Origin of the sequence: Kitasatospora sp. NPDC052868, from assembly GCF_044547105.1 — a bacterium.
Classification (GTDB): domain Bacteria; phylum Actinomycetota; class Actinomycetes; order Streptomycetales; family Streptomycetaceae; genus Kitasatospora.
The window spans coordinates 79,176-85,909 of sequence record NZ_JBITZW010000028.1 but is presented as its reverse complement, the minus strand read 5'-3'; the positions used below and the strand labels follow the sequence as shown (position 1 = coordinate 85,909).

At 68.2% G+C, this 6,734-nt stretch carries 6 protein-coding genes and 1 pseudogene; 3 read left to right on the top strand and 4 right to left on the bottom strand.

The genetic code is table 11. From position 1 onward, the window contains the following. Positions 1-78: 78 nt before the first annotated feature. Complete coding sequence (locus tag ACIGZJ_RS32215; protein WP_396460604.1) at positions 79-387, bottom strand: hypothetical protein; 309 nt, start codon at positions 385-387, stop codon at positions 79-81. Between the two features lie 244 nt (positions 388-631). Next, positions 632-1,285 (bottom strand): hypothetical protein, encoded by a 654-nt coding sequence (locus ACIGZJ_RS32210; protein ID WP_396460603.1) that lies wholly within the window; start codon positions 1,283-1,285, stop codon positions 632-634. Positions 1,286-1,939: 654 nt separating this feature from the next. Here ACIGZJ_RS32210 and ACIGZJ_RS32205 point away from each other — a divergent pair. From ACIGZJ_RS32205 to ACIGZJ_RS32195, 3 genes and pseudogenes are all read left to right on the top strand, one after another. Beyond that, positions 1,940-2,359, top strand: a complete 420-nt coding sequence (locus ACIGZJ_RS32205) for a peptidase inhibitor family I36 protein (RefSeq protein WP_396460602.1) — start codon at positions 1,940-1,942, stop codon at positions 2,357-2,359. A gap of 73 nt (positions 2,360-2,432) precedes the next feature. Then, positions 2,433-2,899, top strand: a pseudogene (locus ACIGZJ_RS32200) (transposase); the annotation flags it as partial. Positions 2,900-3,249: 350 nt separating this feature from the next. Further along, a complete protein-coding gene (locus tag ACIGZJ_RS32195) occupies positions 3,250-4,539 on the top strand; it encodes a hypothetical protein (protein ID WP_396460601.1) in 1,290 nt (429 codons plus the stop codon). A 129-nt stretch (positions 4,540-4,668) separates the two neighbouring features. Here the strand turns inward: ACIGZJ_RS32195 and ACIGZJ_RS32190 are convergent, their stop codons facing one another. Together ACIGZJ_RS32190 and ACIGZJ_RS32185 are read right to left on the bottom strand one after the other, a co-directional pair. Then, complete coding sequence (locus tag ACIGZJ_RS32190; RefSeq protein WP_396460600.1) at positions 4,669-5,538, bottom strand: IS5 family transposase; 870 nt, start codon at positions 5,536-5,538, stop codon at positions 4,669-4,671. A 230-nt stretch (positions 5,539-5,768) separates the two neighbouring features. Continuing rightward, positions 5,769-6,287, bottom strand: a complete 519-nt coding sequence (locus ACIGZJ_RS32185) for a glycoside hydrolase family 108 protein (RefSeq protein WP_396460599.1) — start codon at positions 6,285-6,287, stop codon at positions 5,769-5,771. Positions 6,288-6,734 lie beyond the last annotated feature (447 nt).

Genomic DNA, 6,734 nt, shown 5'->3' with positions numbered 1-6,734 from the left:
CATCTCGAAGCGTGAAGAACGGCCGCCTCCGCTGTCCCGGAAAGAACCGCAGATCAGCAGGTCAGGTGACCAGCGAGGTTAAACAACAAGCTCAGAGATCTGGCGCCTGAGTTCTTCGGCCGTCCTTTCCGGGGAACCCCCGGCAACGATCTCCTCCAGGTTCTCGCGGAGCACGGCACACTCACGGCGGAACCCTGGCACCTGGCTGGCCTCGACTTGCAGGTCGGCGCCGGCCAGGACCGGAAAGAACTGCGCTCCCAGTGCACGGACCACCTCCGAGCCCCACACCGTGGTACGCCAGCGCTCGAATCCAGCCAGATCAGAGCATCCCTCCGGAACGTCCAAGATCTGTCTCTTGCCGTCCGCATCAACGACGAAAACATCCACCGACAAAACTCATGGTCGAAGTGGATCACAGTCGTCGAGCGGCGGTCCAGGTAATTCATCCCCCCTGGGCCAGGAGATCGGCGCATCGGTCGGCGCCTCCACGGGATCGCTCTCGCGGACGGTCGGCAAGAGGTCGCCGCCGCACTGACCCACCTGTTCGGAAACGCCCGGTGCACAGCTTGCGGGACGGACTCCTGAGTGGCTGACCGGGTGGGCTACTCCTAGGGCCTGCTGCGAAAGTAGATCAAGGACTTCCTTCGGGAAATGCCTGATCCGTCCAGCCTCGCGACAGTCCGAGATGGCCTGATCGCAAGGCCTCGCGCTGGTTGGCCACCCAGAGCTCCACCTGGTCGGCAGAGTCCGTGACGGACTGGTCCGTGCTGTCGATCAGGTGGGTGGACCATCGTCGGTCACTGGCGGTCCAGGCGGTCCAGCGGTCCCAGGACATTTCGGGCCAGCTGTCGTCGGTGATGACGTTGGGCCGGTACCGAGGGTCCTTGGCGTGCTCGCGGTGCCAGTCGGCCCAGCCGAGAAAGGCTTCGACAGCCGGGGTGTCCCACCGGCCCGGATCGCGTTCGGTGAGCCTGCGGCGCCGGATCTCGTCCGACACGTCGACCAGACACACCGCGATTCCCTCCAGCAGCGGTGCCGAAGGAACGGCCAGGACTTCACCGAGCGGAGACTGGCCGGTCAGCAGCAGATCGAGTCCGCGCCGCTGGTACTCCAGCGCACGGCACACCCACATCTCGGTCGTTCGGTTCCGCCAGATCCGGTCCGCGTCGTCCGGAACACCGAGTTCGTCGAAGTCGTGCACGACGATCCCGCCGAGCCGTTCACCCATGGCGCGGGCGATGGTGGTCTTCCCGGAGCAACTGGAACCCGTCAGTTTGAACAGCACCCGGCCAGAGTGGCAGGTCGCCGCAGGACATTCCATGTGTTTCCCGGCGCATCTCGGCTCCGCACCGTCCTGCTCACAGCCATTCGTTGATGGCCGCGACCAGGACCGTCACCTCGTAGCGCACGGCGAGCTTGTCGTACCGTGTCGCCACCGCACGGCGCCGTTTCAGGCGGTTGATCCCGCATTCCATCGCGTTGCGCTGCCGGTCCCAGGGACCGTACCGCTCGGGGACGTCTAGGGTCTGTGTGATGTCGTGATCAGTCGGCGGTCTTCAGGAGGTCGTCGATTCAGATCATTGCGGCGCGGAGGTGAACGCCTGCGAGATAGCTCTCGGGGGACTTGTCGTAGCGCACGACGCCGTCGGTCGCGCCCTCGACGTACCTCCGAGGACCGCCACGCCCCGTCCCCCGAGCCCGGCGTCCAGCCCCCTGCGCTCGGCCCTGCGGGCACGCGCGCGCCCGCCGCCACCTCGACGCACACATCACACGGCCCTTGTGCGACGAACACCCACATCACATTTCTGCAACTGTTCAGAAGGTTCCCCGCTGTTAGCCCAGCGCCCTGCTTGGCTGGGCCAGCACGGCGAACTCCCGTGGTGTAGTCCCTCGTTCACTGTCGCCCCGGCCCGCCGCTGGGCCGCGATTAAGGAACTCCATGCGATCACGCGCATTCTCCGTCCTCCTTGCCACGGCCGCACTGGTCGGTGGCGTGACACTTGGCGCAACACCGGCCCAGGCAGCAGGGGAAGACTGCCCGTCCGATTTCGTGTGCCTCTACGAAGACACTGGTTACAACGGTCTCAGGCACGACTTCCGGGGCAGGCTGGGCGCCATCCAGTTGAACGCGGTCCTGAACGGGATGGCGAACGATCGGACGTCCTCCATCGTCAACAACACCAACCTGGTCGAGCGCTTCTACCAGAACTACGACCAGGGCGGGAAATACATCAAGCTGTACCCCGGATGGGCCGCAGCCGACCTGCGGAGGGTGACGATCTACAACGCAGACGGCTCCTACTTCGGCGTAAACACCTTCAACGATCGCATCTCCTCGTTCAACGGGTCGTACAACTAGGGCCCGTGTGATGCCGTGATCAACTGCTGGGTTCTGGCCTGTTCGAGGCGTGGAATCCGGTACGACTGTGGTCGTGACGCGTAGGCAACTCACTCATGCCCAGTGGAAGTTCATCGAGCCGTATCTGCCGATTGGTAGGTACGGGCCGTATCCGGAGCGGTTGCGGCAGCAGTTCGAGGGGGTGATCTGGCGGTTCCGCTCCAGTGGGCAGTGGCGGGAGATGCCTGCCGAGTTCGGGCCCTGGGCCACCGTCTACGGACGCTTCCGCGTCTGGCGGGACGCCGGTGTGTTCACGGCCCTGCTGGAGGGCCTGATCGCCGAGGGTGCCCGGGCGGGAAGAACGGACTTGTCGCTGGTCAGCGTGGACTCCACCACGGTCCGCGCCCACCACGACGCCGCGGGGATGCAGGTCAGCAAGCACCTCATGAAGGCCCTGGAAGAAGCCGGGCAGGAGCAGGAGACAGCCCGGCAAAAGGGGGCGGCGCGGAGGAACAGAACGGACAGGACGAACGCCGGCCTAGGCCGTGTTTGAGATTGCGGCCTGGCAGGCGAGCAGCCGTCGGCTCGGGGTCGTGCCCCGGATGGGCCCAGGCCCGGTATGAGGTGCGATGCACGGCAGCACTCTTGCCTCCAGACTTTTGGTTGATCTTCACTCGAAAGAGTGAAGATCAACGGCCGGGCTCGGGCGCGGGCTGTACCAGCGGCCACCATGGGCTGGACCGCCGGGCGCGGTCGGTGCGCGCCCGGGGGGAACCGGCGGCTGCCCGCCAAGGTGCGGCAGGCCCCGGCGGATGCCTGCGCGCGGCCCGGCCGGTGCCCACCGAAAGGGACTGCGGCCGGTACCCCGCCTCTCGCATGGGACGGCCAAGTCCTCCTGGAAGGACACCGCTATGACCATGACCCCGACGCGCTCGACCCATCCCGTCCCGGGTGTGGATCCGCGCACCGGACAGGTCGGATTCCGCCTCGACCTGCCCTCCCCGGAGGGGGCTCGCATCGAGGTCGCTGTCAGCTTCGCCCCCGGCGCTCCCGACACCGGGTTCGGCAGCGAATGGGCCCTCGAACTGACCACCTACGACAGCGCGACGGGCATCCTCACCACACGTTCCGGCACGACCGAGCGCATCGGCGCGGACGGCTGGCCCACCAACGGGACGCGCGGGGTGCGGGTGACGCCGGCCGCCGACGAGGCGGGCGCCTACCAGGTGGCGTACCCGGACGGGATGGTCGAGGTCCTCGCCCCGGTCCAGGGCGCCGGCGTGCTGCTGCCCAGGCAGATCGGCCCCGGTGACCAGGGGCTGCGGTTCACCTACCGCCCCCACGGCCAGGGCCACGCCCTGCACGAGATCACCCGCGGCTCCCGTCCGGTGCTGCGCCTGGACCGGGCGCCCGGCAAGGTCACCATCACCTACCCCGACGACCAGGCGGCGGTCTTCACGCTCAACCTGGACAGCGACGGCCGTATCGCCGAGGTCACCTCCCCCTGGCCCGACGAGCCGCAGCGGCGGTTCGGCTACGTGAAATCTGGTGCCGTCTCCAGGATCACCACCCTCACCCGCACCGGCGCCTCCCGCGACAGCACCACCTCGTACGAGTACGAGCTCGCCACCCCGGGCGGGGCCTCGCCCCGGGCGCTGACCAGCCGCGAGGAGGAGAAGGGAGACGGTGGACAGGCCGTGACCGTGACGCGGTACAGCTACACCGAGCCGGGCTACAGCGGCCCCGGCGCACCAGTACAGACCCAGCCCGCTGACACCTTCCCGCCCATCGGCGACACCTCCTACACCTACGGCTCGACGGTCGTCGAAACGCGCGACCTCACGACAGCCCGCGGCAAGCTGACCCAGACGGTGACGGTGACCCGGCGCTACGACCACCTCCACCGCACGGTCCTGGAAGAGACCACCGGCGCCCACGCTGGCGTGCCCCGCGTCGTCAACCGCTACCTGCCGCCGCCGGCCAACGAGGTCATCACGACCGAGACGTGGACCCGCGGCACCGAGACCGAGAGCCAGGAGACGACACGCCGCTTCGACCCCCACGGCAACCTGTTGGAGGAACGGACATCCCACGCGGTCACCAGGTACGACTACGACTACGACGATGCGGACGGCTTCCCGCGCCTCAAGAGCAAGACCGAGATCCTGGACCCCAACGCAACTCGCAACACCGCCCAGTGAGGCGCCGGCCCGCCGCCGAAGTTCCCTCTACCGGCGGCGGGCCGCTCCCGCCGCGAGCCCAGCCCGCACGGGACGCCTCGTCCATCCCACCGCCACCACAGCGGTGCGCACAGCTGGCACCAGCGCCGCTCACAGCCACTCGTTGATCGCGGCCACCATGACGACGGCCTCGAACCGCACCGCGAGCTTGTCGAAGCGCGTCGCCAGGGCCCGGTTGCGTTTGAGGCGGCCGATCGCGCACTCCACCGCGTGACGGGCCTTGTAGTCCTCCCGGTCGAAGGCCGGCGGGCGGCCACCCGAACGGCCCCGCCGCCGACGGTTGCGGACCTGATCGGCCGGCTCGGCGATCGTGCACCGGATCCCACGCCTGCGCAGATACGCGCGGTTGGCCGCCGACGAGTACGCCCTGTCCGCCCGCACCAGCACCGGAGTCCGGCGCGGCCGGCCCGCCCCCAGGCGCGGCACCCGGATCGCCTCCAGCACCGGCACGAACAACGGACTGTCACCACGCTGACCCGCCGTCACCAACAACGACAACGGCCTCTGGCCCTGCTCACAGGCCAGGTGAATCTTCGTGCCGAACCCGCCCCGCGAGCGGCCCAGCCCGTGATCCTCCGGCTCACGGACCACACCGCCCGGCGGCTCCTTCTGCCCGGCCCCGTCCCGGCGGGCACCGGCCGCGTGCTGATGAGCCCGGCAGACCGTCGAGTCGACACTCACTTCCCACCTGATGAGCCCCGCCGCATCCGCACGCGCCTGCAACAACGTCAACACCCGCGCCCACACCCCCTGGCGCTGCCACCTGCGGAACAGCCCGTACACCGTCTGCCAAGGCCCGTACCCAGGCGGCAGGTCACGCCATGGAGCACCGGTCCGGACCCGCCACCGCACCCCATCCACCAACCGCCGCCGACTGCTCGACCTGCGCCGCACCCCAGCTGCAGGCAATACCGACTCCAGCACTGACCACTGCTCATCCGAGAGATCCCCGCGCCCCACGGCACGATCATCACGCCTCAGCCGACCCGGCGGATCGGAACCTGAAACGGCCTATGCCCTTCGGGAGCTCCAGCGGCACTCCGTCGACAACCAGGAGCGGACCTGGACATCGACTTCACCAAGCTCGACTCGCAGGACCAGACCACCACCCCCGAGGGGTAGCGCACGTGCTCTGGGGCGGCCGACGCCGGGCCTGATCGGCGTCGGCCACCCCAGCGAGGCGATGACCGTCAGACCCGGTTCGCCAGCCAGCCGAAGATGAACTTTTCGTTCTGGTCCCGGGATTCGGCGATCTCGATGTACCGCGCGCCCTGCAGGCTGGAGATCGCCTTGAGCAGCACCGTCTCGCCCAGTGGCTTCCGCTTGTCGATGAAAGCCCTGAGTGCCGTGACGGTCTTCGGGCCGATCGCGCCGTCCACGGTCATGTCCGGGTAGTCGGCCTGCTGCTGGTTCAGGGCGTTGAGGCTGCGCTGCAGGAACTTCGCCGCCGTCCCAATACCCATGTTGACGCCGGTGTCGAACAGCTTCAGGGCAAGCGGCTGGGACACCTCGGCGATGGCCTCCAGCCGCAGCGGCTTCCAGTAGCGGTCGAGGTAAATGGTCTTGGCAGTCTCCAGCGGGAGATCCGACATCGCGCCCGTGTACCCCTCCTTCCTGGCCACCGCCTCGGTGATGCCGTAGGCGGCACGGTCCCCGGAAGCGGCCTCCAGCTTCACCGTGGACTCAAACGCATCGTCGAACGCACTCATCACGAACTCCTCTTCACGCCTATGCACCGTGGACCGGATGCACCGAACCGACGCTAGTGATCACCAGAGCCGTATGCCGCAGGCGACATCGACTCCCACTCGAAGGAGTGACCACGCACTGTCCGCGCCCGAGACGGACACCCCGGGCGCCGGACATCCGCATCGGGTACGCCCGCTGCAGCCACCTCACCCAGGAGTTGCAGTCGCAGCTCCGTGGGCTGGACTCAGCAGCCGCGCGGATCCGGAACCTAAAACACGCCCTAGCCAGGGCGTGCCAGCCCGGGTCCGCCACCGTATCCCGTCGATCAGCTGCCGACGCGTCCACGTGCGAGGCCTCCCGGCTTCTTCCCCGTCGGCAGCAACGGCTCCAGCCGAGCCCACTGCCGGTCCGTCAGATCCCCTCGCGGCCACTCCATGGTCATCGCAACTCAAGATCCACTTTCGCAA